Annotated in this window: 25 protein-coding genes and 1 tRNA gene; 23 read left to right on the top strand and 3 right to left on the bottom strand. The window is 32.0% G+C overall.

The features are described 5' to 3' along the window. Nucleotide 1: 1 nt before the first annotated feature. The 3 genes from fmt (at nucleotide 2) to CSC80_RS12310 (ending at nucleotide 2,068) form a co-directional block, all read left to right on the top strand. A complete protein-coding gene (fmt, locus tag CSC80_RS12320) occupies nucleotides 2-949 on the top strand; it encodes a methionyl-tRNA formyltransferase (protein ID WP_099192208.1) in 948 nt (315 codons plus the stop codon). Nucleotides 950-1,119: 170 nt separating this feature from the next. Beyond that, nucleotides 1,120-1,395 (top strand): HU family DNA-binding protein, encoded by a 276-nt coding sequence (locus CSC80_RS12315; protein WP_257786218.1) that lies wholly within the window; start codon nucleotides 1,120-1,122, stop codon nucleotides 1,393-1,395. 112 nt (nucleotides 1,396-1,507) lie between these two features. Beyond that, entirely contained in the window at nucleotides 1,508-2,068 is a 561-nt protein-coding gene (locus CSC80_RS12310; RefSeq protein ID WP_058102541.1) for a YqgE/AlgH family protein, read from the top strand. Here the strand turns inward: CSC80_RS12310 and CSC80_RS12305 are convergent. Both CSC80_RS12305 and CSC80_RS12300 read right to left on the bottom strand, forming a co-directional pair. Then, on the bottom strand, nucleotides 2,065-2,922 hold the full coding sequence (locus tag CSC80_RS12305; protein ID WP_099192206.1) for an aminotransferase class IV: 858 nt from the start codon (nucleotides 2,920-2,922) through the stop codon (nucleotides 2,065-2,067). The two genes, CSC80_RS12310 and CSC80_RS12305, sit on opposite strands and share 4 nt — an antisense overlap. Before the next feature lie 52 nt (nucleotides 2,923-2,974). Continuing rightward, nucleotides 2,975-3,358: an START-like domain-containing protein gene (locus tag CSC80_RS12300; RefSeq protein WP_058104221.1), complete on the bottom strand. Its 384-nt coding sequence runs from the start codon at nucleotides 3,356-3,358 to the stop codon at nucleotides 2,975-2,977. 138 nt (nucleotides 3,359-3,496) lie between these two features. On the opposite strand from CSC80_RS12300, the gene CSC80_RS12295 reads away from it, so the two are divergent. From CSC80_RS12295 to CSC80_RS12280, 4 genes are all read left to right on the top strand, one after another. Beyond that, nucleotides 3,497-3,570, top strand: a tRNA-Met gene (locus CSC80_RS12295). A gap of 53 nt (nucleotides 3,571-3,623) precedes the next feature. Further along, nucleotides 3,624-4,970: a site-specific integrase gene (locus CSC80_RS12290; RefSeq protein ID WP_099192204.1), complete on the top strand. Its 1,347-nt coding sequence runs from the start codon at nucleotides 3,624-3,626 to the stop codon at nucleotides 4,968-4,970. 1 nt (nucleotide 4,971) lies between these two features. After that, nucleotides 4,972-5,652, top strand: coding sequence for a hypothetical protein (locus CSC80_RS12285; RefSeq protein WP_099192203.1), 681 nt, complete (start codon nucleotides 4,972-4,974; stop codon nucleotides 5,650-5,652). Nucleotides 5,653-5,758: 106 nt separating this feature from the next. Beyond that, nucleotides 5,759-6,169: a hypothetical protein gene (locus tag CSC80_RS12280; protein ID WP_099192201.1), complete on the top strand. Its 411-nt coding sequence runs from the start codon at nucleotides 5,759-5,761 to the stop codon at nucleotides 6,167-6,169. Between the two features lie 11 nt (nucleotides 6,170-6,180). Here the strand turns inward: CSC80_RS12280 and CSC80_RS12275 are convergent, their stop codons facing one another. After that, nucleotides 6,181-6,561 (bottom strand): hypothetical protein, encoded by a 381-nt coding sequence (locus CSC80_RS12275; protein WP_099192200.1) that lies wholly within the window; start codon nucleotides 6,559-6,561, stop codon nucleotides 6,181-6,183. A 117-nt stretch (nucleotides 6,562-6,678) separates the two neighbouring features. Between CSC80_RS12275 and xerA the strand changes: the two genes are divergently transcribed. The 16 genes from xerA to CSC80_RS12195 all read left to right on the top strand — a co-directional run bounded on the left by xerA (nucleotide 6,679) and on the right by CSC80_RS12195 (nucleotide 24,044). Next, nucleotides 6,679-7,752 (top strand): site-specific tyrosine recombinase/integron integrase, encoded by a 1,074-nt coding sequence (gene xerA / locus CSC80_RS12270; protein WP_099192330.1) that lies wholly within the window; start codon nucleotides 6,679-6,681, stop codon nucleotides 7,750-7,752. A 69-nt stretch (nucleotides 7,753-7,821) separates the two neighbouring features. Then, on the top strand, nucleotides 7,822-8,637 hold the full coding sequence (locus tag CSC80_RS12265; RefSeq protein WP_099192198.1) for a hypothetical protein: 816 nt from the start codon (nucleotides 7,822-7,824) through the stop codon (nucleotides 8,635-8,637). A 142-nt stretch (nucleotides 8,638-8,779) separates the two neighbouring features. Further along, complete coding sequence (locus CSC80_RS12260; protein ID WP_099192196.1) at nucleotides 8,780-9,364, top strand: super-infection exclusion protein B; 585 nt, start codon at nucleotides 8,780-8,782, stop codon at nucleotides 9,362-9,364. Between the two features lie 3 nt (nucleotides 9,365-9,367). Continuing rightward, entirely contained in the window at nucleotides 9,368-9,664 is a 297-nt protein-coding gene (locus CSC80_RS12255; RefSeq protein ID WP_099192194.1) for a hypothetical protein, read from the top strand. 153 nt (nucleotides 9,665-9,817) lie between these two features. Then, entirely contained in the window at nucleotides 9,818-10,741 is a 924-nt protein-coding gene (locus CSC80_RS12250; protein WP_099192192.1) for a hypothetical protein, read from the top strand. A 219-nt stretch (nucleotides 10,742-10,960) separates the two neighbouring features. Beyond that, nucleotides 10,961-11,620, top strand: coding sequence for a hypothetical protein (locus CSC80_RS12245; RefSeq protein WP_143751749.1), 660 nt, complete (start codon nucleotides 10,961-10,963; stop codon nucleotides 11,618-11,620). A 747-nt stretch (nucleotides 11,621-12,367) separates the two neighbouring features. Next, complete coding sequence (locus CSC80_RS12240; protein ID WP_099192188.1) at nucleotides 12,368-12,742, top strand: hypothetical protein; 375 nt, start codon at nucleotides 12,368-12,370, stop codon at nucleotides 12,740-12,742. A gap of 171 nt (nucleotides 12,743-12,913) precedes the next feature. Next, nucleotides 12,914-14,380, top strand: a complete 1,467-nt coding sequence (locus CSC80_RS12235; protein ID WP_099192187.1) for a hypothetical protein — start codon at nucleotides 12,914-12,916, stop codon at nucleotides 14,378-14,380. Nucleotides 14,381-14,604: 224 nt separating this feature from the next. Then, nucleotides 14,605-15,753, top strand: a complete 1,149-nt coding sequence (locus CSC80_RS12230) for a hypothetical protein (protein WP_099192186.1) — start codon at nucleotides 14,605-14,607, stop codon at nucleotides 15,751-15,753. 216 nt (nucleotides 15,754-15,969) lie between these two features. Continuing rightward, nucleotides 15,970-16,692: a hypothetical protein gene (locus CSC80_RS12225; RefSeq protein ID WP_099192184.1), complete on the top strand. Its 723-nt coding sequence runs from the start codon at nucleotides 15,970-15,972 to the stop codon at nucleotides 16,690-16,692. 144 nt (nucleotides 16,693-16,836) lie between these two features. Next, the gene (locus CSC80_RS12220) at nucleotides 16,837-17,814 is read left to right on the top strand and encodes a hypothetical protein (RefSeq protein ID WP_099192182.1); all 978 of its coding nucleotides are present in this window, start codon (nucleotides 16,837-16,839) and stop codon (nucleotides 17,812-17,814) included. 228 nt (nucleotides 17,815-18,042) lie between these two features. Beyond that, nucleotides 18,043-18,384, top strand: coding sequence for a hypothetical protein (locus CSC80_RS12215; RefSeq protein WP_099192180.1), 342 nt, complete (start codon nucleotides 18,043-18,045; stop codon nucleotides 18,382-18,384). Nucleotides 18,385-18,759: 375 nt separating this feature from the next. After that, nucleotides 18,760-19,980: a hypothetical protein gene (locus tag CSC80_RS12210; RefSeq protein ID WP_143751748.1), complete on the top strand. Its 1,221-nt coding sequence runs from the start codon at nucleotides 18,760-18,762 to the stop codon at nucleotides 19,978-19,980. Between the two features lie 154 nt (nucleotides 19,981-20,134). Then, a complete protein-coding gene (locus tag CSC80_RS12205) occupies nucleotides 20,135-20,956 on the top strand; it encodes a DUF695 domain-containing protein (RefSeq protein ID WP_099192176.1) in 822 nt (273 codons plus the stop codon). A gap of 741 nt (nucleotides 20,957-21,697) precedes the next feature. Beyond that, nucleotides 21,698-22,582: a hypothetical protein gene (locus tag CSC80_RS12200; RefSeq protein ID WP_099192174.1), complete on the top strand. Its 885-nt coding sequence runs from the start codon at nucleotides 21,698-21,700 to the stop codon at nucleotides 22,580-22,582. A 661-nt stretch (nucleotides 22,583-23,243) separates the two neighbouring features. Next, nucleotides 23,244-24,044, top strand: a complete 801-nt coding sequence (locus CSC80_RS12195) for a hypothetical protein (RefSeq protein WP_099192172.1) — start codon at nucleotides 23,244-23,246, stop codon at nucleotides 24,042-24,044. Nucleotides 24,045-24,238 lie beyond the last annotated feature (194 nt).

The raw sequence follows: 24,238 nt of genomic DNA, 5'->3' as shown, positions 1-24,238 counted from the left end.
TATGGAAGCATTGAGAATTGTATTTATGGGAACACCGGACTTTGCCGTAGGCATTTTAGATAAACTGGTTAAAAATGAATATAATATTGTTGGCGTCATTACAGCACCGGACAGACCTGCGGGCAGAGGAAGAAAACTTAATCAATCTGCAGTTAAAAAATATGCCGTTGAAAATAATCTTAAAGTACTACAACCTACTAATCTAAAAGACGAAGACTTTTTAAATACTCTAAAATCGCTAAATTCCAATTTACAAATTGTTGTTGCTTTTAGAATGTTACCCAAAGTAGTTTGGAGTATGCCCGAATATGGCACATTTAACTTACATGCTTCACTTTTGCCACAATACCGTGGTGCGGCCCCTATCAATTGGGCAATTATTAATGGAGAGACAAAAACAGGAGTTACCACATTTTTTATTGACGAAAAAATTGACACTGGTGAAATAATTATGCAAGACGAGGCAGTGATTGAAGAAACCGATAATGCCGAAGATTTACATGATAGGTTAATGCATTTAGGAGCAAACACCGTACTAAAAACCGTAGAACAAATTGAATCAGGGAATTTTACTACCCATGCGCAGCCTAATTTACCAAGTTTAAAAGATGCACATAAAATTCATAGGGAAACTTGTGAAATAAACTGGAACAATTCTGCCGTTACCATATATAATTTCATCAGAGGTTTAAGTCCGTACCCAGCTGCCTGGACCACACTTACAAATGGTGACCAAAATATCATCACAAAAATATATAAGGTAGAAACCGAAAACGAAACACATGACCTTGCAGTGGGAACGCTAGTTTCTAATAAGAAAGAGATAAAAGTAGCCGTTAAAGAGGGATATATAAATCTACTAGAAATACAGTTACAGGGTAAGAAAAGAATGCAAGTAAAAGACCTGTTGAACGGCCTTAATTTGGAAGAAAATGCAAAAATGGGCTGAAGCCCCGTTATTATTGGGCTGAATGAAACGTAGAAAAAAACCTACTTTATCAACAAACACGCTGAGTTATCAACAAAATAAGGGATTTCCGCCCGTTTTACTTGCGTTGCCCAGAAATCCATATAAATTTGTTAGTAGGTATAAATTATTTAATCACAATTAATTATCACATTATGAACAAAACAGAATTGATCGATGCAATGGCAGCTGACGCTGGCATCACAAAAGCTGCGGCAAAAAAGTCATTGGAATCTTTCTTGGGAAATGTTGAAAATTCTCTTAAAAAAGGAGATAGAGTTTCTTTAGTAGGTTTCGGTTCTTGGTCCGTATCTAAAAGAAATGCAAGAGAAGGTAGAAATCCATCAACTGGAAAAACTATCCAAATCGCTGCTAAAAATGTAGTTAAGTTTAAAGCAGGTGCTGATTTAGGTAAAGCTGTAAACTAATTTTACACTGATAAATTTATGAAAAGCGCCTTAAAAGGCGCTTTTTTTATTTCTATGTTTTTGATTTTTAAGAGGATTTGTCTTACTTTAGAAATATAATCATATCAAATTTATGATAGCTTTAAAGCCAACCAAAGGAAAATTACTAGTGGCCGAACCATCTTTAACCGGAGATGTTTCGTTTAACCGGTCTGTAGTTTTATTAGCAGAACACAGTACTGAGGGCTCAGTTGGTTTTATTTTAAATAAACCATTAGAGTACCAAATCAATGAATTGGTTACTGAAATAGAATTACCTTTTCAAGTATATAATGGCGGTCCCGTAGAGCAAGACAACCTTTATTTTATACACAAGGTTCCGCATTTAATTGACAACAGTGTTGAGATTTCTGATGGTATATATTGGGGAGGAGATTTTGAAACCACTGTAGAATTGATCAATAAGGAAATTATATCAGAAGATGATATTCGATTCTTTTTAGGATACTCGGGTTGGTCATCTTTACAACTGGACGAAGAGCTTACCTCAAAATCGTGGATAGTTGTAGAAAATGAACATGAAAGCAGAATCATTCAAAGGGCCGCAAAAGCCATTTGGAAAGAAAATATGATTCAATTAGGCGGTAATTATCTATTATGGTCAAATGCTCCAGAGAACCCCAGTTTAAATTAACTCCCGGGACTCAAAGACATTCTTGCCGCAGCATTTAGTTTACCCAATAAACTTTTAGAAACGATATTAACAAAATCCTTCTTTCTGTATTTGGTTATAGGAATAATTCCGTCAATTGCATTGACTATGAAAAGTTCATCTGCTTTTTGTAGCTCAAAAGGAGAAACACTGTCTTCCACAAACTCAAACTCTTTTAAATTAGAAATCAGTTCCACCAATTTTTTTCTAAGAATACCATTGGTACAACCATCGGTTATGGGCGGAGTTTTAACCTGACTACCTTTTACAACAAAAATATTGCCATTTATAGCCTCTATAACCTGCTTTCTCTCATTAAGCAACAGACAATCCTGATAATCATTTTCGCGGGCGTAAATCGCAGCTACAACACTTAAAATTTTATTGTTGGTATCTAAGTTAGATAGCATCGTAGAATTTTTATAAAAGTCTTTAAAAAGTTCTACTTCATAAATGCTATTGTTCAATACAAAAAAAGGATTCTCTAATGTACTACTGTTAATAAAATAAGAAATACTATTATCAGAATCTAAATAATCTTCTTGACTATTTCTAAAAACGTTGAATTTAACCCGCTTTGCTTTTTTAAGGTCACTTTCAGAGAATATCTTAAGAATTTCAGCTTCCATGAACTCCATAGTAAAGTTCATTGGAATTTCCATTCTCAATATTCTCATGGACGACATTAGGCGTAAATAATGATCTTCTAGATAAATTATTTCACCGTTCACCACCCTTAACTCTTCAAAAACGGCATCACCCAGCTGTACTCCCCTATTCTTTTCATTTAGAAAAGATGAATTATCCTCTAGTAGTCCGCCATTAAAATTGAACATAAAAAAAGCCTTAAAAAATTAAGGCTCAAAGATACTGTAAATAAGAATATTTTTAAGCTGAACCCAATACCTGTTTTAAATCGGATACTTGATTGGTCCAAAGCATTTTAGACTCGTCTATCTCATCTTCTTCGGCAAAGTCGGTTATAAACAATGAAACATCTTTTGTTATTTCATCAACTATTATCTTCATTTCAAAAAAGCTATCATCGTCTGCTTCTTCCCAAGCAAAACGTACAAACTCATCTGTTTTTCTTTTTAACAGTTTAGCCTCTTCTTCTGCCCCGTCCCAAATGAAGGTAAATTTTTCACCTCTAGAATTAACATTATCCGCAAACCATTCAGACAGTCCTGAAGGCGTTGCTAAGTACTGATATAACATTTGTGGTGAAGACTGAATTACAAACTCTATTTCAAATTTTATTTTATCGCTCATTGTCATGCTACTTTATGCCGAGCAATATATATATTTCTAAATGATAAAAAAATAAATGATCAGTATAATTTTTTTCATGAAGTTTTGTTGAAGAACAAATAAATTACCACTATATTTGCAGCCGTTTAAAAATAATATGGCGAGGTAGCTCAGTTGGTTAGAGCGTCGGATTCATAACCCGGAGGTCGGGGGATCGTGCCCCCCTCTCGCTACACTAGTAAAACGTACGGAAACAACGGTTTAGTTCACTCTAAACCGTTTTTTTATGTCTATATTTCAGCTTGCAATTACAATTGAACACGAAAGTGAACACGATTTAGAACACGATTTGTCTACAAAACCAAATTTTTCAGCACCCAAAATTTATACCGCTAAAGGTGATCTTTCAAAAAGATGGTACGTCTATTTTTCATTTAGGAACCCAAAAACTAATAAGTTGGAACGAATGAAGAATATTTACGGCAAAGCAAATAATTATAAGACAAAGGCAGATAGATTAACAATTCTCACCTCGTACCGTAAAAATCTATTAAAATTATTAAGAGCAGGGTACAGTCCATTTGAAAATAAATCGGCCGATAAAATTCATGAACCGAATTTAAAGCAAGTAAGGGTAGACAATAAAATAGAAAAAATTAAAACCGAACATAAAAAATCTAACAACAAAGCGAATATAGAATTGCCGACTCAATCGGAAACAAAGGATTTAGGAATGCCCCTAAAAGATGCCTTCGATTACGTTTTAAAGTTGAAGAAAAATCAAGTTAAAGCTAGAACAGTTCAAGATTATAGACTTAAAGGTCAAGCCTTTTTAAAATGGCTATCAGAAAATTATCCAAATATCAAATACTGCCATCAATTAACTAAAAAAATGTTGCTTGACTTTTTAAACGAAATAGTCATCAATACAAGCCCAAGAAATAGAAATAATTTCAGATTGACCCTTGGTACTTTTTTACAGACTTTAGAAGAAAATGAAATTATAAAACTCAACTTTATAAAAACGATTAAGGTTTTAAAATCTGTCCCAAATCGGAATAAAACATTTTCTCTCGAGGTAGAAAAAAGTATATTTGAACATTTGACGAAAGAAGACCCGATATTATTACTATATATCAAATTCGTTGCATATAACTTTCTAAGACCTATAGAAGTATCTAGGCTTCGCATTAAAGACGTAGATTTAGTAAACAGAACACTTACCTTCCAAGCTAAAAACAGTAAGTTAAAAAAGAAAATAATACCCCAAATGCTATTTGATGAAATACCAGACTTATCAAATTTGAATCCAGATCATTTACTTTTTACCCCTACCGAAATTGGCGGAGCTTGGGATACTAAAGAAACTAACAGAAGAAATTATTTCTCTAAACGATTTAAACAAAAAGTGAAAGAACATTTTAATCTAAACGAAGATTTCGGATTATACAGCTTCAGACATACGTATATCACAAAACTATATCGGGTAATATTAAAAGATGCTACACCATTTGAAGCCAAAAGTAAATTAATGTTGATAACGGGTCATAGTTCAATGTCCGCTTTAGAAAAATATTTACGTGATATAGATGCTGAGCTTGCCGAAGATTACTCCAATCTTTTAAAAGAATAGAATGGATACAAGCAATACATTAAAACGTTTAATAAATCAGCTCTATACCCCTCTTCTATTTTTTATTCCCAAAAGTATCATCCCTTTAAGTGAACTAAGTGAATTTAGAAATATTAAAACAGAAGAATTTTTTAATACCATTGTTCTACTTTCTGAAAATAATGCAGCAGAAAAAGTGCTAGCTATAAAAGATTGCACACCATTATTAGAAAAGGCGTCAATTCTCAATTATAATACAATAACGTTAATAGACAAAAAGGAAGATGCGAGTTCATTACAATTTTCAACGCTTTTAGAAAGTTATATAATGCATTTACGGTTTTATACGTTCATTACTAAATGGATGAATGAAAATGTGACATTTCATTGCGATGCCAATAAAAAAATCAAGGGATACTTTCAGCTTCAAGCAGATTGTTTTCAATATCACAAAGTCCAAATTGAAAACAAATTCAGTATTCAAATAATTCCAAATCTTAATTCCGCTGAAGTTCTAACCTATATTAAGAATGACAATGTTCTGCTATTAAAAAATGTCTTTAAACACCAAGAAAAGTTAGATACAATTGAAGCTAGTCCTACACCCAAAGGTCTAAAAAAAACAAGGTCGCAAAAGCCGGTTTTAATTACCGATGAAGATTCAATTAAATTTCTTTTAGAAACTGTTTTTAATTCAAATTAGAAACAACTACCCTATATTAACTAAGGTTAGTTAATTAGCTACCCCTATCAAAATATCTCGGAAAATTCATTAAATATACGTCAAACATACGTATATTTAACGCATAATGGATACAAAGTACTATAGTTGTCAATATTGTCATGAAGATTTTCTTCCAAAAAGAAGGTATGTGCAAAAGTACTGTTGTGATAATTGTAGATCAAAAGCACATCATCAAAAAAATAAGATAACGAATCAATCAACAAGCCTACCTGTAACCGGAACACAAAATAAAATAGAGAAAATGAGCGCTGCAGGTATAGGAAATGCAGCGGCTGGTGTACTTGCAGCTGATGTTGTTAAAAGTCTGATAACTAAGAATCATAATAAACCTGCTACCAAAGGTGATATCTTAGCGTTAAAAAAAAGCTATGAACGTTATCAGAGAGTTCTTAATTTGCCAAGAAAACCGGATGGTACTCTTCCCTATTTTGACATGGAAACTAAGTACATCGTCTATTTAAAAGATTACAGGTAGAACTAGAACACTTACGATTGCTCCATATATGGCTGCCACTTTACTAAAGTGTACTTTTTAACACCATTTTTTTTAATATTTAGAAATCCATATTCGTAGACAAAAAAATAGACATCACCCTTTTTATTTTTCCAGTAGTGAGTAAAGAATTTAGGATTAAAACCAATATCAATTAATTCAGTTCTACGAACAGTAGTTAAGCCGGATTTGTTATAACTCTTTAAAATCTTTCTATTTACTTTCAAATGACTATCAACCTTAAAAAAGAACTGTTCACTTTTTTGACGTTTTTCATACTGGTTTATAGATTTACATTTTAACGAGCAAAACAATTTATCTACTCTTCCTGAAATCTGTATTGAACAGATTAAGCATTTTCTTTCCTTATCCATTTGTAAACGTATATTATACGCATAAAATACCGCTAAAAATTATAGATATGTTAATCTTGTAAAATGAATTATGTAAAATCAATAACACTTTACCATCTAATGATTAAAAATCAAAAGATGATAGGTATAAAGTTTAGCCCGGATAAACTGATACAAAACTTGATCAAAGGACTCCCAGACCCCAAGTGGAGCAAACAATATAACATGGCATATATACCTAATAATAAGACAAACTTGGGTATAATCTTTACAACATTCAAAGGTATTGTTTGGATAAATTATAATCGATTCTTAACAAATAAACCTATAAATACTAACAACGAAACAGTAGATGTTCAATGGTTCAGAAATAGGACTAATGTACCAGAATATAGACTTTGCCCTGAAGAGTACTTATTAAAACTAGAATTGAAAAAGTACGCCAATAGTACAGTTAAAACATATGTGACCTACTTTGAAATGTTTATTAACCATTATAAAGAGAGAAAACTAGAAACCTTAGATGAAAGCGACATACGCGCCTATTTACAGATACTGATACGTAAAAATGTTTCTAACTCTTATTTAAATCAAGTCATCAATTCAATCAAGTTTTACTACGAAACCGTATTGGGAATGCCAAATAGATTTTATGAAATAGAACGACCACGAAAAGAACATAAACTACCCAAAGTCATTTCAAAAGAAGAAGTAATAGCTATTATTGAACATACCAACAACATAAAACACAGATGTATCGTACAACTTCTGTATGGTTCTGGTTTGCGCCGTAGCGAGCTTTTGAACCTAAAAATAAATGATATTGATAGCAAACGAATGCTTATAAGAGTTAAAGGAGCTAAAGGCAATAAAGACCGACTTACTCTTTTATCAAAAAATGCACTTAAAGAATTGAGGATGTATTTTAAGGAATGGAAGCCTCAAGAATATTTGTTTGAAGGTCGTAAAGCCTCAAAATATTCTGCCGTTAGTGTATTAAATATAGTAAAGAACGCTGCCATTAAAGCAAAAATCACTCAAAACGTTACACCACATGTTTTACGACATAGTTTTGCTACTCACTTATTAGAATCTGGTGTTGACTTAAGGCAAATTCAGGTTCTTTTAGGACATGGCTCTAGTAAAACTACTGAAATATACACTCATGTCGCTACAAATACTTTTAAAGAAATTAAAAATCCATTAGATTAGTGATTCTAAAATAGATATAAAGTAACTTGTTACCTTACACAATTGTTACCTGCAAGCTGAAAAAACCGAATGAAGAAAACAATCCTACTTATTTTATTGACAATATCAATTACATCTTGCAAAAGTCAAGAAGAGATTGATTTTAAAGTTGGTTACTTACCAAATTACAATTACACGTTAACCCAAAAACAGATTTCAGAAAACAATGTAAAATATATTGCATCTGACGAAATACTGCAAAATTTAAAAAATAACGGAATTGAAAACCCAACTATAACGAAAGATACAAGTCTTTTAAAAAGTGTTTCTAAAACAGGGAAACTCAAAGGAAACGAATTTCCGATTGACATAGAATTGTTAGAATCCAATAATCCAACTTTAATAAGCGGAACAAAGTTTTTCGGAAAATCAATTGACGGAAAGACTAAAATTGACTCTATTTCTTCTTCGACAATGACAGAAGAAAAAAAGAGAACATTACTTCCTGCAATGGAATCAATGATGAATCAAATCAAATATCCTAACAGAAAAATTAAAGTTGGAGAAAGTTTTGAGCAAAAAAATCCAATGTCAATGCCAATTGCAGACGTTACAATAGAAATGGAAATTAATTCAATTTACACTTTGAGAAAAGTAGAAAACGGAATTGGATATTTTGACCTTGACCAAGTTTATACTATAAAATCAGCTACTAAAGATTACGAAATGGAATTGGACGGAACTGGAAAAGGACAAATAAACTATGACATCGAAAAACAATTCTTTACCAAATTCTATCTGGAAATGGAAATGAATTTAAAAACTGAATTAGAAGTTTTTAGCATTGAATTACAAACGAAAAGTATAACAGACCAAACAACTGAAATAATAAAAGCCAGCAGGTAACACCGTATATAATTTATTGCTAGTTCTAGCCTACTTACGAAAATCCTCGCGGATTTTCTATTCGGTTTTTATTTGCTAAATTACGTGCTAAACCACGCAACAAACCATATACAAACACGTTGTGCAACATTAAAAACAGACCTTGGAAAAATATTTAAAAGCCATATTTGATTTAACAAAACTACCGACAAAATTTTTCTTTCTTTTATCGGTGGTTTCAGGATTTATACTATTTGTTGACCAAAGTTTTTTGAATGAAAAACTCTTTCTTGATAATGCAAAAGAAAAATATGGATGGATTTTAGGAATTGTTTTTATCCTTTCAACTGGACTTGTTTTAGTGAATTTTGTGATTTGGATTTTCAAATCAATTCAACGGAAAATTTTACTAAAAAAATGGAAAAAGAAATTTACAGAAAGAGTAAAAAACTTGGATAGGTTTGAGAAATCCATATTAAGAGAGTTCATCTTAATCGGACAAAAATCAATTGATATGCCTATAGACAATTCTTCTGTTTCAGGCTTATTAGACAAAGGTATTTTAGTAATGAACAGGCAATTTGGTAACAGCTCAATTATGAACGGAATGAAAACATCATTGAGTATTAACGAATCTGTAATGGAAATACTTGAACTTAAAGACATTGATTTAAGTGACCCACCAACAGAAAAAGAAATTGAATTTGCAAAAAATAATCGTCCAGAATGGACAAACAAATGGTATTAAAATATGGCTACAACAACAGACTTTCAAGAATGGTTAGATAATCTTGATGAAACAAGTATCGAAGAAATTTATTGCTTATATGAAAGCATAGTCGGAGTTACTCAAATGGGCGGATTTAATTGCTCACAGAATAATGGTAGATTATTTATTAAAACCGACCAAAATGACTCTACATTAATGCTTGCAAGTGGAAAAGCAGTTAAAGCTTTTTTAGATAAGCTGGATAGCGAATATGGAGGTGATTTCGGTTGGGTTGGTGGATATTATGAATTTGTCCGAGCTATGGAAAAAGATGATTAAAAATAACGTTGCACAACAATGGCTATAAGTAATTGCTTTTTATCGCCTACTTCTGAAAATCCTCGCGGATTTTCAGTTTGGTGTGTACTTGTAAAGTTAAGTGTTAAACCACGCAACTACTCATAGCCGAGACCGTTGTAAACAATTTCTCCAATGAATAAAATTTTTGGAATAATATTGATAATTGCGGTTTTAGTCTCTTGTAAAAACGCCAAAAAAGAAAATTCTGATACTCCTTCAAAAACAGAGTTTGTAGAAATAGCCAGCGATTTTTACGAATTAAGTAAACCGACTGAAAACATAAAAGGAGTTTTAGTACTTTTTCCTGGTTTTCCTCATAAAGCCGAAGACACAAAGCGGGAATTCAAAGTAATTGAGATTGCAAAGCAAAATAGTATTGCAGTAATTTACATGAATTACAATCAAAAATTATGGCTTGAAAAAGATGAGAAACAAAAACTTGCAGAACAGCTACAAAACATATTACTTGAAAATAAACTTCCATTAAATGATGTTTATCTTGGTGGGTATTCAAGCGGAGGAAATGTCTCTTTGTTAATCAGTTCATTTCTAAATGAAAATAAAAACTTTAAGTTCAAACCCAAAGGAGTTTTTATGGTGGACTCGCCAATTGATTTGGTCGCACTTTATAAGAGTTCTGAAAAGAATCTAAAACGAAATTTTTCAGAAGTATCAGTTACAGAAAGTACTTGGATAATAGAAACTCTTAAAAATCGATTTGGAAATCCTAACGATGATATTTCAAAATATCAAGAGTACGCTACCTATACATCAGAAACAAACACTACTGAGAACCTAAAGGGCTTGAAAAACACTAAAATCAGACTTTATACTGAGCCAGATACACTTTGGTGGAAAGAGAATAGAATGGCGGATTATGACCAGATTAACTCCTACTACATCGAAAGACTCTTTGAAAACTTAAAAGAATCAGGATTTAACCAAGTAGAATACTTGCCATCAGTAAATAAAGGTTATCGAGAAAACGGAGATAGACATCCGCATAGTTGGTCTATTGTAGACAAACAAGAGTTGATGAAATGGATTATGGAATAAAAACTGTTTACAACAATACCTAAACGTAATGCGGACTTTAGGGCGAAACCGTAAGGTCTGTGTATATTTATGAAGTCGCTAAATCTTATGGATTTAGCTTTGAACAAGAAAAGAAAAAGCAAAACAATAAGCTTTAGCTTCGTGCGCAGACGGAAACAAAAAGTTTCCTTACTACCGCACTACGCTTAGCCGAGACGTTGTATGCCATTAACCAAAATTATGGAAATAAAGAAAGAAGATTTTAAGAATGAAACAATTCATTTATTAAATTACTATTCTAAATATTATTGCGGACAATATATAGCGTGTGAAGAATTATTTGAAAATCAAAAAGGACATTTAGCCTTATTTAATCTTTTGGCTTTATTTGAGAACATAATGAAATCAACACTAAATGATTTTGAAGACACTTTTTACAATCTGAATTTAAGACTAAAAGAGAAAAACCTTATAAACGAATTAGAACTTAAATTCTTAAACGACAAAAAAGTTGGAATTAGAAAAATAAGGAACATTTTAGCACACGCAAATTTATCTAAATATGACTTGGAAATTATTGGAAACGAAATAACTTTTCCTTTTACAGAGAATGAAACTTGCTTAATTTTATATAAACATATTTCCACCATAATTAGTGGAATAATTTTGAAAATTTTGGAACCTACAATGACTATGAATTATGAAATAAATACTAATTCACAAATTAAAAAATTAAAATTCAATTTTATAACAAGAACACCTGAAGAACTAATGAAATTTAAAGGAATTGAAATAAATCCAGAATGGGAAAAACTTGACGAGGCGACTAAATACAGATTAGTTGAAAATTCGTCAGATGTTAATGTATTAACCGAAATATTTAAAGGACTGAAACAATAACGGCATACAACACCGTATAAAAATAATTGCGGTTTAGTGCTTAATCAAAGGTCGTTGCGTGTTTGTAACGTCTGATTTTCCTTCGGAAAATCCTCGCATACAAACCCGCAACTATTCTTATACATAAACGTTAACGGTAATAAGCTCTAAAAAAAATAGAGCAACTTCGGGGCTTCCCATTTTTTTGCTTTTTTACGTGCTAAATGGACATTTTTTTTCGCAAGTAATACGTTTATCGGCAAAAGCAAAAAATCCAAGGTTTTAGTATTTTAAGCAAGTCCTGATTGTTCGGTTCGGGTTTGAATAAAAGAGCAGCTTTCGGGGCATGCCCTTTTGCCGCCAGCACGCAATCTGTACGCAAACATAACGCAGACGGACTTTTGGTTCGACATTACTTGCCAAATCTCTTTTAAATTGAACTTGTTTTATTTATGCCCGCCAAGTTTGGTCGCCGGATGGAAAATGCGGCAAAATCCACGCGGATCGTTAGTTTCGTCTGTCTTTTACAGCTGTGGTTCGGGTTGCTTAATACCGCTAACAATACCTATGTGTAATGCTAGGCTTGTGATTTAATAAAATGGTTTGTCTATATTTATAATGTCGCCAAATCAGTTTGATTTGGCATTTAATAACAAAAAAAATAAACGCAAACAAAATGCTTTGGCTTGGTGTTTTGAAGTAAGTACAGTACCTACTTAATTCCGCACTACTCATAGCTTTGGCGTTAGCTTTAATGTTGAAAAAAAAATGGAAAACACCACTTGGGACAAAGGAAAAGAGGAACGAAAAAAGTGGTGGAGTGAGAAAAGACTAAAATACAACGTCGGACTAATAGTAAGTGGATTAATTGCATTCTTCGTCTACTCATTGGTAGTCAAATATGTTATTCCTCCAGCTCCAGACGTTGAAATTACCCTTTTTACAATTATTTTTCAGGGAATTGGATATTTGATAATGATGGGAATTGCTAATATATTCTACAACATTGGAGCATTCTCGGAGGACCTAATAAAACCGAAAAATATTGAACTGTATAGAAATCGGACTTTTAACATAGGATTTTGGTTTTCGTGCGGACTTCCATTTCTAATACCAATAATTCTGTTGTTTACATATTTGTAAAGTATTAAGAACTAAAAAAACACTAAAGCTAACAATACCTATAATCCATTGCGGGCGGAAATTCCAAATGGAATTTCCAGCGCTTATTTATTAACTTCGGGCCAAGGCGGAAAAGTCCTGCGGACGTTTTCCGCAACGTATCATAGCCGAACCGTTAGCAAACATACTGAAATGAAGATACTGCTTACCATCATAATTCTTTTTACTACATTTATTTCGTGTGCTCAGACAACTTTTGATGAAAGTTCAATTTCAAAACGAACCATTAAGGCTGTGAAAAATATTGAGGAAGTAAATCAATTAATGAGTTCAGCAGTCGGAGCTGGTGGAATGCGTCCTAAACAATGGGACAATTTTGAAGAACTGAAAAAAAACGCAACAAAAGAGGAACTAATTGAACTGACAAATCACCCAAATGGAGTTGTTAGAAGTTATTCTTTTTGGGCGTTATCCCATAAAAAAAATGTTGACTTATTTTCCATTGCCAAAGAACACATAAACGATGATGAAGAAATAAGTACGATGTTTGGATGTATAATTAGCAATGATAAAGTTGGAGACTTCTTTATAGATGTATTAACACCTCAGTATGTTGATTTAGATTCAGAAAAAATGAATTCTACAGAATTAACAGAATTGGATAGTTTACTCATATATCAACCAAATTATTTATCATCAAGATATTCTGCAATAAATCGAGCAACCCCAACAGAAAAGCTTTATCCAAAAATTAGAGAACTTGTAATAGAAGAGAAAAATCAGAGTGCTTTAGTTACATTGGCGAAATACCAAAAAGAACAGGACATTGAAATTATAAAAAATAATCGTTCTGAAAATGACAAAGTTGAAAGCGGATATTATCATACTTATGTCGCTATAAGTCAGTTTCCAAGACCAGAATTTATTCCATTATTAGAAACCAACCTGAACAAAACTTTAGACAATACTCATTATAGTAACGAATGGCGTGAATTATATAAAGCTATTGCTAGTTACAAAAACAAAAAAGCAGTAGAATTACTTAAAGTACCATTTTCAAAAGTTGAACATCAAAATATAAAAAAATACCACATAAGATTTGTTTACGCAGCAATTCAAGAGTTTCAAGACTTGATATACAATGAACTTTATTGGAAAATTTGGGAAGATGAAGGCAGTATTTCACCAGAAATTTATAAATATCTTTTTAATGAAAACCCTTCAAAAGCCTACGGACTGACTAAAAAGGAAATGATAGAAAACTATCAACCACAGAAATCTGATTTTGTACCTTCTGCTAAAGGAGTTGAATTTACGGAAGGTATTTATGAAACAATGTTAAATGTTTTAATTGCAAATGATAGAGACCTTGCGAATAAAGTAATTGCAGAACAAATCCTAAATTCAAACGTTCACAATTTATCATTATATACATCTAAAGTAAACAAACAGAATATTTTTATTGAACCTCTGTTTGAGAGATTAGAAGACGCTTGGAATGCTCACATTTATTTGGATTTAATCAAAACGTTAATTGAGTACGATAATAAAGAAATCAACCAGCGAATTCTAAAAACTAGAAAACGGAATAAAAATTTGACCAAAGATTGGGGTGGAAAAGCATTAGATAAATTGCTTGCCGAAAACGGAATTGAATAAAGTACGTTTGCTAACAATGTATATAAAAAATAGCGAAAGTCCCTGCTAACACTAAGGCTTGGGCATTTTTATGAAATCGCCAAATTTTTAAATTTGACGATTTCCCAAAAATAAAATAAATGGTAAAACTTAAAAATTCGGCTTGTGTTTAATCCGAAAAGTTATCGCTTATTTTCAGCGCTACTTTTCATATACGAGACCGTTAGCAACAACCAAAAAAATAAATGAAAAAAACAATCTTCTATTCTTGGCAATCAGATTCCCCTAATAATAAGAATCGAAGCTTCATCGAAGGTTGTATTAAAAAAGCTATCGGAGATATCAAATCTGATAATCTTCATTTAGATATTGCAATTGATAGAGATACAATGAATGTCGGAGGAACTCCAGATATTGTCTCGACAATTTTCTCAAAGATAGACAACACATCTATTTTTATTGCTGACATTAGTTTTATAAACCCAACATCTGAAGGAAGAAAAACACCAAACCCGAATGTTCTTGTTGAGCTAGGCTATGCAGCAAAAACTTTGGGATGGAAAAACATCATATGTGTTTTTAATGCTGAGTACGGAAAAATTGAAGACCTACCTTTTGATTTAAGATTTAGACGTCCACTAACTTACAAAATTGAGAATCAACAAAACAAATCCAAAGACAGAGAATATCTCACAAAATCACTAAAAACTGCTATAAACTCAATAATTCAAGAAGAATCAGCAAAAGATGAAATTAGGAATTATATCAAGCAACAAGTAGATAAAGAGATTTTGACAATATGTAATCATTCATTCAAGATATTTTATGGATATGATAACAATTATTCTTTAGAAGAAATATGGAAAATGTTGAACTTAACAGAAGATGATATTAATTATGTGTTATTTGAGAAAAAACATTTAGGCTTTACTGTCTTAAAAGATTGGAAAGACTATATGGACAAAATTGAAACCATAATGAACCAACCTTTTTTTACTCAAAATGCCGAACCAAAATATATTAGTGCTTTAATTAAAGTTTTAAGAAGTCTTGAGATGATGGCAACACTTTTTCAGCATAATAATCTTTTCGAAAATACTGGCGAAAAATCCAGCGAATTTAAAATAGTCGATGGAAAAGAAATGAATCCTGAAAACCCTAAGGATGGTTACATTTTACTTAAAAACTTGAATAAAGAAAGTCAAGGAGTTGTAATTGATTTTGGAACGATTCGAAAGTATAATATTCAAAATGGACTTAATTATATGAGTATTAATAGTGATGATTTTATGAAATGGGTTAAATGTATTCAGGAATTATTTAAAAGCGTTGAATTATGGATAGAGAATACAGGAAATTATTTAATTATCGATCCACTAACATTTAGAGTGTAAAACTGGCAGTTGCTAACACGGTGTATAAAACATCGCTAGTAAGTGCTAAACTCAAAGGTTTGTGCTTATTGGCAAAAACCGCCAAATTCTTAATTTGGCTTTAAACTGAAAAATTAAAACAAAATATAAAAATTCGGCTCAGTACTACACCGAAATATAGTGTATTTTTATACGCTACGTATCATACACTGAACGTTACCCAACATTTGAGAAAAAATGATAGACCTAAATAATCCTGAATTCAAAATCAATCATTGGGGAATTTTATATTATTATGATGATGACTTAGATAATCTGTTAATTGCAGAAAAAAAAATAATTGAAAATTCGGAAAAATACAGTAAAACTTTAATTGAGGAATTTCGAAATAAGATTAAAAATGATTCTGAATTACAAATCGAGCCAACCAATGAGCAAGAAGGTTCATTACAAGCACAATATTATGGACATTATTATGGACACACAGAAAAGTTTCTAAAGCAAATACCCCAAAATTATAGAAAAGCATCACTTCTATCAATCTTTTCAGTTTTGGAAGGACAATTAAAACTTCTTTCAAACTTAATTGAAACTAATTTTGAGTTTAGTGTAAAAATAAAACACATTACTGGAAGTGATTATATTCATAAATACTGGATTTATCTCACTAAGGTTTATGAAATAGAATCAAAAGATGTGGAGAAGGAATACAATCTAATAAGACAGCATAAATACATTCGTAATAAAATTGCTCACAATAATTCTGAAATCGATGATAATAAATTAACTTTTATAAAAAGAACTAAAGGATTGACAACGAGAAAATTTGGAACAGACAATATTGTTGAAATAGAAAGTGAAAATTATATAATAGAAATAATTGAACTAATTCAAGCCTTTTTCAATAAGCTAATAAAAGTTATAGATAAAAGGTACGGAGAATTAAAAAACGTTGGGTAACACCGTATATAATTTATTGCTAGTTCTAGTCTACTTACGAAAATCCTCGCGGATTTTCTATTCGGTTTTTATTTGCTAAATTACGTGCTTAACCACGCAACAAACCATATACAAACACGTTGCCAGTAATTTGAAAAAACCATAATGGGAATAAAAAACGACTTACAAAATCTGATTGAATTACTGACTGAAGACGAAATCAAAGTTTCTAAAGCAATTAGTAAAATAAAAAGTTTAAACAAATCAGTAAAAAGTCAAAAGTTAACAGACTTCATTGATGGAGAAGTTAACGAAAAATACAATGATGATACGCTTCCTGAATACAGACTAATTTGGGGAGAACCGACTTTTGAATTTAAAAATAAATATAACGGAACTACTGACATTAGAAACATTCCAATTCCTGAATCAAAACATTTTAATAATAAATCAACAAATTATAGACCAGTTCTTATGTCAGTCTCTGAAATAGAGCAGATAATAGAACAAAATAAAGGGAGTACTTTTAAAATTCTATTTACACCAGGACAATTTGAAGTCGTTGGTAACTACATTTCGCACATTTTAACCGAAAATGAAAATTGGCAATTAACACGAGCTTGGTGGTCTCATTCATTGACTTCTTTTCCTAGTATGTTATTTAAAATTAAACAGCAATTGATTGACATTCTTTTGGACATTGAACACTCAATAATAGAAAAAGACTATCAAGAAAAGATTTTTAGCGAAAAAACGCAGTTTGACGCTAGTTTTGAAATATTGACATTAATTGAGAAAGCTAAAAATGAAATTATCTTAATTGACGGATACATTGACTCAACTACTCTCAAATTATTAACTTCTAAAAATGATAATGTTAAAGTGAAAATTTTAACTGACCCAAAAGCTAAATCAGAATCATTAGAAGTTTTAAAAGACAAATTCAATAAACAATACAAAGGTCTTGAAATTAGATATTCAAAATCTTTTCACGATAGATTTATAATAATTGATAATATAAATTTCTATCAAATTGGTGCATCAATGAAAGATTTAGGTAACAAGACATTTTCTTTTATTAAACTAAAAGAAGAATTTATGACAGATGCATTATTAAAGAAATTTAAACTAGAATGGAAATAAAAACTACTGGCAACACCGTGTATATAAAATTGCGTAGTTTAGTGCTTAACCAAAGGTAGTTGCAGTTTTGTTACATCTGATTTTCCTTCGGAAAATCCTCGCACACAAAACCGCAACTTTCCATACACAAACACGTTAGCAAAAATGGCTCAAAAAAATATTTTCCGAGCCAATAAAGCACAAATCGGACTTTTTTAGTGGAATATCAAAAACGGAATTCAAATCTGAATGGAGAAAAAAATATTCATCTTATTAATATCGCTAATCTTCCTTTCTTGTAAATCAACTATTACAACTAACAATAATGATAACTGTATTGAAAATATACAGTTTAAAAAAATGTTTTTTTCTAATATAAATTATATTGAAAAAAATATAACAGAAGTACAAGATGCAAAATTTAAAAACTCTTTGAATATTTTATCAAAATATGTACCTGTGTCATTTGAAAGAATGGCAAATTATGCTAACAGTTATCCTATAGGTGTTTTTGAAGATGATAAAAAAGGTTGGCTGGAATGGTATGAAAAAAATAAGTGTAACAACTTAAAATTAAAAGTCACTAATTAGACAAACTTTCAGTAAAAAAGCATCAGCTTTGCGCAAATGGACTTCACTCATAGGCGCAACTCATACGCAGATGGACTTCACTCGGACGGAAAAAAGGGAAATGAAATCATTCGTGCTTACTCCTACGTTTCGCCACATTTTGCTAACAATACCTATAAGTAATGCGGAGTTTGGTGTTTAATTCAATGGTTTGTGTATATTTATGTGTCCGCAAAATCTTTAGGATTTTGCTCTGACTAAAAAAATTTAAAAACAAAACAAAAAGCTTTTGCTACGTGCGTAGACGGAAACAAAAAGGTTTCCTTGCCTCCGCACTACTCATAGCTTGAACGTTGTGTGTCAGTTTGAATCACGTCAATCAAAATGAATTATAAAATGTTTACAGAACCATTTGGGAATTTAATTTCCTCACAAGCAAGAGAAGTAATTGCCGAAATTGATTCGCAACCAGATGAATATTTTGATAGTATTCCGACAGAAGAATTTTCAAAATATCTTGAATCTAAATATTCTCTTGATGAATTTCCAACTTTAGTATGGGAGGAAATTGAAATGGAAATTGGAGAAACGGAAATATACGGTAGAGATTTACCACGGACATTTGATATTTCTAATCCGAATGAAAAATTCAAAAGAAAACTTGTTGTATATCATATTCCTATCAATGGGAATGTTGGATTATTGAGATTCTCCCCAACCAATAGATATTCAATAAGCGGAATGAATGGAAAACTAACAATAAGAAATAATACTCTGGATGTTAGTTTTATCGATATATATAACCAACCCGAAAAAATTGATTCGGATTTTGACAGGACAAAAAATGCGATAGCGGGAAAACTAAATGTTGTTAAAGGGGAATACGATAATTTCCATAAAGAATTGCCCAAATTCATTGATGGCGAAATCAAGAAAAGAATTCAAAAGATTAACCGCACAAATGATTATAAGTCTAAATTTAAATATCCAATAAAGAAAAAAAATATACCTGCCGCATTCGAGTCACCTAGAATAGTAAAAAAGAAAAAAATTATACCAAAACCTGTTGGTGCTTCTAATACTGTTACAAATCAAAGATTTATAACAGACGAAGATTATATGCATATTCTTGGTTTATTACAGGATTGCGGGAATAATTGGGAACATTTCCCTGAACTTTACAAAGGCAAAGGAGAGGAAGCATTGAGAGACCAATTAATTTTTGTTCTAGCACCAAATATAGAAGGTGTTGTAGCTGGTGAAGCCTACAACAAAAAAGGGAAAACGGATATTTCTATAAAACACGAAAGCACAAACCTTTTTATTGGTGAGTGTAAAATTTGGAAAGGTCCAAAAGGATTTCTAGAAACAATTGACCAAATATTATGCTATCTCACTTGGAGAGATTCTAAAGCAGCGATAATGATGTTTGTTCCCAATCAGGAAATTTCTGCTGTTAGAAAAGCAACGGAAGAAAGTGCTAAAAGTCATCCTAATTTTGTAAGAATTCTAGATGTGATAAATGATGGTTGGACAAATTACAGGTTTCATATAGAAAATGACCCAGGAACATATATAACTCTAGCTGTACAATTATATCATTTACCTAAACTATAAAAAAACCGAACACACAACATTGGCTATAAATAATTGCTTGTTCTCGCCTACTTCTGAAAATCCTAGCGGATTTTCAGTTTGGTGTGTACTTGCAAAGTTAAGTATTAATCCACGCAACTACTCATAGCCGAGACCGTTAGGCATAATTTAAAAAATGAAAAAAACATTCAAATTTCTATTGTTAATTCTATTTTCAACTACACAAATGAATGCACAAAATTCTGAAGAGCAGTGGGACACATATATGGCAGCCTATGAAGACGACAAAGTAGGCTCAACTACTTTGAGAATGGACCTGTTTGATTCTACGCCAATAAAAGAATTTGAATATGTTTTGGTTACTGGATTGACTTACGAAACATCAAAAGAAAATGGATTTCCAGAAAATGAAACTTTTAGTCTGCTCCATAAAGTTGGGGACGAACTAGTCGAGATTGTCAAAAAAGAAACAGGCTTTATATTGGTCGGTTCGTTCATGTATAATAAAGAAAGACTAGAATATTTTTACATTAAAGAACCAAAAAATATAATTTCTAAAATTGAGGATTTTTATAAAAAAAACTATCCCGATTATAAATACTATCTGAATGTAAAAGAAGACAAGGAATGGACTTATTATAGAGATTTCTTATATCCAAATGAGGATACTCAAAACTATATGGCTGACCAGTCAGTATTGCGAAATTTAGCAGATGCTGGCGACAAACTTACGAAGGCACGACGAGTGGACCATTGGCTCTATTTTTCTAAAGAATCGGAAATGAACCATTGTAAAAATGAATTGATTAAATCAAACTTTACAGTACAAAATGCCGGAATTAACAAGGAGACAAATCTTCCATTCGAACTACAAATTTGGAGAATTGACCATGTGGACATCGATTCTATTTATCCTATTACCTCTAATTTGAGAATAGTAGCACAAAAGTATGGTGGAGAATATGACGGATGGGAAACGTCAGTAGAACGGGAATAAAACTATGCCTAACAAAACCTATACGTAATGCGGACTTTAGGGTTTAAACGGAATGGTTTGTCTATATTTATGAAGTCGCTAAATCTTATGGATTTTGCTTTCGAACCAAAAAAGAAAAATCAAAACCAAAAGCTTTAGCTTCGTGCGCAGACGGAAACGAAAAGTTTCCTTACTACCGCACTACGCTTAGCCGCAACGTTAGCAAACATATTGCAAGAAAAGTCCAATCGGTTCGCAATTAGCCTGAATATCTTAAAAATAATAAGAGTTCGGTTCGGGCAAATCCGCATTTTTAAAATGGTTTCTTGGGGCTTGTTTCTTTCTCAAAATTCAGATGTTTAATTAACTAATTACCTTGCCAAAGTTTACGGTCGGACAACACTCGGACGCAACTGTTGCGCGGACGGACTTGCGGCTTTCTTACCAAAGTTCGGGCAAAGACGGAAAGACCAAAAACGTATACCTTTAAAGTTCGGCGGACTAAAAAAGAAACCATTTTAAAAGAGTTTGGGAAACCTATCAATGTTCTGTGACAATACCAAGGTTTGCGCTGCAACACGCTTGCTAACAATATGTATAATCCATACTGTCCGATTTTCCATCGGAAAATCTACGTATATTTAGAATGTTATCGTACGGCGGGAAATCCTACGGATTTCAAGGCCGTACAGATCATACACAAACCGTTAGCAGCAAGTTAAACTGACATTGCGTTCATCAACACTTAATAATAGAATTCGAATGTTAACACTCGATGAGCTTATAGAATTAAGAGACAAACTCATAAATAATGAGATTGGGATAGAACTTGCAAAAGAGCAATGTTGGAAAGATTTCAAAGAAGGACAAAGGTCTTGGCATACAAAGGATTGGAAAGAAAGAAGGATAAAATTCATTAAAGAAAAATGCCAAATTTGTAGTAGTACAGAAACTTTAACGATACAGCATCTTTCTCATCCAAAGAAATACAACGAGTATTTAAGAGAGATAACAAGAACCTACACAAATCACTATATAGATAACAATTCAGAAATTGATAAATCCGTATTTAGAAATCACGTACTAAATAATTATGAATATGTAGCAATTCCATTATGTCCGAATTGTATGAATAAAAATCCTAATGAAAGGGTAAGAAAAATTCCAAAATATCGATGTGCGGATTGTAAGCACGAATTTGAAGAAGCGAATTATAGGTCAGCAATTGAACTGATTTCTATTTTTTTCGAAGATAAGGATGCTTATGAAGTGCGAGATAAATGCTTTGTGTCTAAAGATAAATGGAGAAATCAACATAATCTATCAAACATTAAGTATTGGTTTCAAAGAAATATAGCAAAAAACAATGACGCTGAATCTATAGAAAAAAAAGCGTTTATACTTTATCTAAACGACAACATCAAATACCTTTCCTTTGAGGACACTATAACAGCTTGTAGAAAATGTGCTTCTAATTATGACTTATACAGAATGGAATTATGCACAAAATGTAAGGAGTACTACAAGGGAATTCAATATCCAACTTGTATTCAATGTTTACCAGAAGAAAAACGGAAAGCAGTAGAAGAACAAATTGAATTCGGTAAGCAATGGAGAGATATGGAAAAAAAACTTGGAATTGATTGACAAATTAAAAATAATAAAACCAGCTGCTAACAACGTGTATAGTCAATTGTTCAGTCAGTGTGTACTCGGAAAATCCTACGGATTTTCCTACTGGTTAGTTTTCTATTTACTAACTTAGTGCTTGCCAACACAACTGAACCATACACGAACACGTTAGCAAACATATTGCCATAAAAATTAAATCGTTGCGCAATTAGCCTGAATATTTAAAAAATAAGAGTTTGGTTCGGGCAAATCCGCATTTTTAAAATGGTTTCTTGAGGCTTGTTACTTTCTCAAAATTCAGCTGTTTAATTAATAAATCACCTTGCCAAAGTTCTCGCTCGGACGGACTTTACTCAGACGCAACTGTTGCGCGAACGGACTTATCAATTTCTTGGATTGGTCTCTTTAACACGAAATACATAAACCCTCTATTATTAGGTTCGGCGGACTTAAAAAAGAAACCATTTTAAAAGAGTCAGGGAAACAAATCAATGGTCTGCGACCAGACAAAGGTTAGCGCTGCAACACGTTTGCTAACAATATGTATAATCTATACTGTCCGATTTTCCGTCGGAAAATCTACGTATATTTAGAATCTTATCGTACGGCGGGAAATCCTCCGGATTTCAAAACCGTACAGATCATACATTAGACGTTACCTGCCATATTGCAACAAATGAAACTCACCCTACTAATTTCAACATTTTTGTTTCTTTCTTACTTTTCCTATTCCCAAATTCGGAAGAAGGACTTAGTTGGAGAATGGCAATCGAAAAATGATAACGAATTATACTATAAAACGGACACAATACAACTTCATCAAAACATAAATCATTTGTATCAGAATGAAAAAAGCTGTCACCAAATTAAATGGACCTTGGCTAAGAGCAGTTTTAAAATAAGTGAAGTAAATAATTGTACTGAACCCGGACGAGTTAAAGACTATAATGCCAGAGAAAAACTTAAATTAAAGAATACAGATTTTGGTAAAACATTAGAAGTTTTTCGGGATAAAGAATCGATTGACAAGTTTCGAGTTATCTCTTATAACGAAAAAAGAATCGAAAAATACCCCTACTATATTAAACAGTTGGACTTAATCCGCTTCGACGAGCTTAAGGACGAAAAACTATATAAATATGTGGACTCGCTTATTTTTAAAGTTCTTAAATACAAACCAGAAATTGACCAAAATGGAAATTCTGGAGTTACCATCGCTGACTCAAATCCAAACGTAAAAATTATAGTGAGAGATTTTATCGATAAAAATCCAGAGCCACTAATTGTTGTGAATGGCTACCCGATAGAAGATAGAGATATTTTAAAAAAGCTTTTACTTGTTGAAACTTCAGCAATCAAATATTTGACAAAAGAACAGTCCTTAAGTATTTATGGCTCAAGGGCTATTAATGGTGTTATTCTTTTAATTACATCGGAAAAACGATTTAAAACAGTACGGAAAAAATACGGCAGGTAACAATAGCTAAACGTAATGCGGACTTTAGGGCAAAACCGAATGGTCTGTGTATATTTATAAAGTCGCTAAATCTTATGGATTTAGCTTTGGACAAAAAATAAAACTAAACAATAAGCTTTAGCTTCGTGCGCAAACGGAAACGAAAAGTTTCCTTGCCTCCGCACTACGCTTAGCCGCAACGTTGTACACCATTT

This window comes from Maribacter sp. 6B07, assembly GCF_002700155.1.
Classification (GTDB): Bacteria; Bacteroidota; Bacteroidia; order Flavobacteriales; family Flavobacteriaceae; genus Maribacter; species Maribacter dokdonensis.
Note: the sequence above shows the minus strand (reverse complement) of the source record. Positions and strands in the feature narration are given on the sequence as shown.